General features: G+C 67.8%; 6 protein-coding genes. All 6 read right to left on the reverse strand.

The window, feature by feature from the left end; all coding sequences use genetic code 11:
* Nucleotides 1-743 (reverse strand): lipid A deacylase LpxR family protein (locus I71_RS17525; RefSeq protein ID WP_042696128.1); only part of this gene is annotated, 743 nt, incomplete at its 3' end.
* A 117-nt stretch (nucleotides 744-860) separates the two neighbouring features.
* Complete coding sequence (locus I71_RS17530) at nucleotides 861-1,748, reverse strand: SIR2 family protein (RefSeq protein WP_042696129.1); 888 nt, start codon at nucleotides 1,746-1,748, stop codon at nucleotides 861-863.
* Between the two features lie 21 nt (nucleotides 1,749-1,769).
* Nucleotides 1,770-2,990 carry a DegT/DnrJ/EryC1/StrS aminotransferase family protein gene (locus I71_RS17535; protein WP_083897228.1) on the reverse strand — a complete coding sequence of 407 codons (1,221 nt, stop codon included), beginning with the start codon at nucleotides 2,988-2,990 and terminating at the stop codon, nucleotides 1,770-1,772.
* The gene (locus I71_RS17540) at nucleotides 2,991-3,275 is read right to left on the reverse strand and encodes a hypothetical protein (protein ID WP_042696130.1); all 285 of its coding nucleotides are present in this window, start codon (nucleotides 3,273-3,275) and stop codon (nucleotides 2,991-2,993) included.
* Nucleotides 3,276-3,280: 5 nt separating this feature from the next.
* Nucleotides 3,281-3,490, reverse strand: coding sequence for a putative nitrogen fixation protein NifT (nifT, locus tag I71_RS17545; protein WP_042696131.1), 210 nt, complete (start codon nucleotides 3,488-3,490; stop codon nucleotides 3,281-3,283).
* Nucleotides 3,491-3,527: 37 nt separating this feature from the next.
* On the reverse strand, nucleotides 3,528-3,856 hold a 329-nt coding region (locus I71_RS17550; protein ID WP_148294276.1), incomplete at its 5' end, for an aminotransferase class V-fold PLP-dependent enzyme.

Here is a 3,856-nt window from a genome sequence, read left to right on the forward strand (position 1 = left end):
GGGCGGGTCACCAGCGCGCCCACCGGCGGCGGCATGTTGCCGCCCAACCGGACGGTGGCCCCCGCCGCGGCGAAGGTCAGCACATTGCCGACGCTACCGGCGACATGGGGGCTGAGGTCCCATTCCAGCGGGCCGAGGCTGTTGGGCTTCTCGTCCCGCCAGACATGCTCATAGCTCAGCACCACGCCCGGCTCGTCATGCAACTGGTAGTTCCAGCCTTCGGGGTAGGTGGCGCCGTCGACGATCTTGTGGACCGTCTTCTGCGTCTGCTCCGCCAGCGAGGCCGGGCCGACCATGCCGAGGTCGAGGTCGATGCGGTCCACCGCCCGCGGCGCCTCGTTCAGCACCGACACCCGGCCATAGAGCCAGCCGGCATAGGGCCGATCCTTCGGGTTCGGGTTGCGGGCGGTCAGGTCGCTCGGCGTGTAGATGCTCTGGCCGAAGGCGAAGCCGTAGCGCCGCACTCCGCCCGGTTCGACCCAAGGCACGAGGTTGGCCAGCCAGTCGATGTTGCCGTAGGTCGGGCGGGCGCCGGAGAAGTAATAGAACTGGAATCCGTTGGTGTAATAGCGGTCGGTCCCGCCGCCGAACAGATCGTTGTCGATCCAGAACCCGATGGCCGGGCCGGAGGTCGCGGGTTCATCGCCGGGGGGAGGGGTTGTTTCCTGCGCGGTGGCAGCCGACGCGGTCAGCAGCAGGGTCGCAAATGCTGCGACCAATCCGGGGCCGCTCTTCGTCACCATTCCTGCACGCTCCATCCGTTTCGCACGATAACGGACGGAGCGAGAGTGTGTTGCGCTGCGGTGGGGCTTCTTTGGAGGTAGGGGGTGCTGGCTTCGGATGCCTTGCCCCCGCTCTGCTCAAACCTCGGCCCGCAACCTTTCCACCGCCTCTTCCAGCGTCATGTCGATGCGCTTGATCCCATGCAACGCCAGGAAGCGCGCCTCGTTCTTCGACAGCTCGCCAGGGATCACCGCCCAGTGGCTGTCGGCGGAGCGCTTGGCGATCTGGCGGGCGAAGGTGCGCTGGATCTCATGGTCGAAACGGCAACCCAGGAACAGGAAGTGCCGGCCGGCGCGGAGGTCCTTCACGACGGCGGGGATCGGGGTCTGGATGTCGATCTCCGTCAGGATCTCGACATAGTCGCTGTCGGAGATCAGGTAATTTCCGGCCGGCGTTACCGCCCCCGACGGCTTGTAGAGCACGGTGTCCCAGCCGGCAGCCGCGTCGGCGGTCGTTTCGGCGCCGTCCGGGGCGTAGTAGCGCACCCATTCGCCGGTCGATTGCGGGTGCGACACCCCCTGGATCTGGCCCCAGGTCCGGTCGGCCGCCGCGCTCAGCAGGCTGTCCAGCACGTTGTCGTACCAGACGTCGACCAGCAGCGGCGGGGCCGGAATCGCCGCCAGCAGCGCATGCACCGGGGTGGCCGGCACCGTCTGGCGGAAGATCTCGTTGAGGATGGCTTCCAGCGTCTTGCGGTGCTTGCGCGTCTCGATGAACTGGGCGACCGCGGTCAGGTTGGCGCGGATGCGGCCGGGGGCGGCGACCTTGGCGTTCAGGCGCTGCACCAGCTCCGCCGAGTTGCGCGGGATCGGGCATTGGTCGGGCGGCAGCAGGGCGAAGGCGCCGGGGCCGAGATAGGGCACCACCTGCCGCGCCGCCAGCGCCGCGGCGATGTCGGCCAGCGCCGCGGCGGCGTCCGGAACCGTGACGGAGTCGGTATCGGTTGCAAGCGTGGTGACGGTCATGGAAGGCCTCTTCCTGGCATTTTAGAGGTAGATCGCGGCGCCGGCGCCGGTGTTGACGCTGGCGTCCTTCAGCGTCTCCACGATGAAGGCAACCTGATCGCGCGTGATCTTGCGGTGCAGCGGCAGGGCCAGCACGCGGTCGGCCGTCTTGGTGCAGACCGGGCAGGCACCGCGGCCTGCACCCTGCTCTCCCAGCGCTTCGATGTAATATTGCTGGGTGTGCAGCGGCTGGCCGTAGTCGCTGGCGTCGATGTCATGGGTGTCCAGATCCTCGATGATCGACCGCCGCCCCGACGCGCTGAAACGGGTGCCGAGATGGACGCAATAGACCAGCGGGTTGACCACCTCGGCCCCTGGGCCGCGATAGGGCGGCTTGATCCCCTCGAAGCTCGCCATCGCCGCGTCGTAATAGGCGATGACCAGATTGCGGCGGGTCAGGATTTCCGGCAGGCGCTTCAACTGCACCAGGGCGAGTGCCGCATTCAGGTCGCTCATCCCCGCCTGCCAGGGCAGGGTGCGGGTGATGACCACGGTGTTGCGGTGCTCGGTCTCGCGCCGGCGCATGTAGCGCAGACGGTGGGCGAGATCGCGGTCGTCGGTGACGATCATGCCGCCTTCGCCGGCCAGCAGGATGCCGGGTTCGGAGAAGTCGAAGACCGCCGCGTCGCCGAAGGTGCCGACCATCTGCCCCTTGTAGGTCGAGCCGATGGCCTCGGTGGAATCCTCCAGCAGGATCAGCCCTTTGGCGTCGGCCAGCGCGCGCAGCTCGTCCCAATGGGCCGGGTGGCCGTTGACGTTGGCGGCCAGGATCGCTTTCGTTTTCGGCGTGACCAGCGCCGCCGCCTTTTCCGGATTGATGGTGTGCTGCCAATAGTCGATGTCGACCAGCACCGGCGTGGCGCCCGAGAGCGCCACCGCATGTTGGACCTGATGCCAGCCGAAGGGGCTGCACAGCACTTCGTCGCCTTCGCCGATGCCGGTGCCCTTCAGCATCAGCAGCGTGGCCATGGTCCCGCTGGACACCGCCACGGCATGGTCGCGACCGACATAGGCGGCGAAGGCACTCTCGAACGCCCGCACCATCCGCCCGTCGCTCAAGGCCCCGGAGGACAGCAGGCGGCCGAGCATCTCGACCTCGGCGCCGGAGATATCCGGGTCGGTCAGGGGGATGTAATCGTCAACCTCGTCGTCTTCGGTGGGGGCGGGGGCGGGCTGGTGCAGAACCGCGGCGGCATCGCTCATTCACTCATCCTCGTCCCGTTGGGCGATCACGACGCCGGTGGCAAGCTCCGGCTTGTCGGTGATGAGCCAGCAGTGGTTGTTGCCGTCCACCAGATGCAGGTCGAAGCCCGCCTCTTCCCGGAACGGATCCTCGGCCATCACCGCGGCCATGGCGCCGGTGACGGTCTTCAGGTCCGGGTTGGCCTCGCGCACGCCGCGGACCACGGCGTCGAGATTGCCGCCTCCGGCGAACAGCCGGCCGGCCAGCGTGGCGATGCTGTCGATGCGCTCGGGAGACAGGACCATGGGCGTCACTCCGTTCCGCGTTTCTTGGCCTCGACGGTGATCGGCAGGCGGGTGTCCGCCGGCATCTCCGGCAAGTCGAGCGTCCAGCCGTTGGCGACCTTGACCCAGCCGCCCCACAGGCTCGGATGCTCCATCTCGACGATGGGTTCCTCCAGGTCCTTCTTGGCGACGTAGATCGTGTACTGTTCGGACGCCTTGCGGATCATCACCTTCATCACCGACACTCCATCCTATTGTTGTGATTTGTCTTTTTTAGGCGACGACCAGACGGGCATGCAGGGCCGGCAGTTCCGACAGGACGGCGTCCACCTCCGCCGCGGTGGTGGTGCGGCTCAGCGAGAAGCGCAGGCTGGCGGCGGCCTGTGCCCCGCTCAGCCCCATGGCGGTCAGCACATGGCTCGGCTCGTTGCCGCCCGAGGAACAGGCGGCCCCCATCGACACGGCGATGCCGGCGCGGTCGAGACGCATCAGCAACTCCTCTGCATCGACCGGATGGCCGCGGCCATCAACGAAGCGGATTGTGCTGGTGTTGGGCAGCCGGGCGGCGCCTGCGCCATTCACCATCGCGCCGGGGCAGCGGG

The organism is Azospirillum sp. B506, assembly GCF_000333595.1.
In the GTDB taxonomy this organism is placed as follows: Bacteria; Pseudomonadota; Alphaproteobacteria; order Azospirillales; family Azospirillaceae; genus Azospirillum.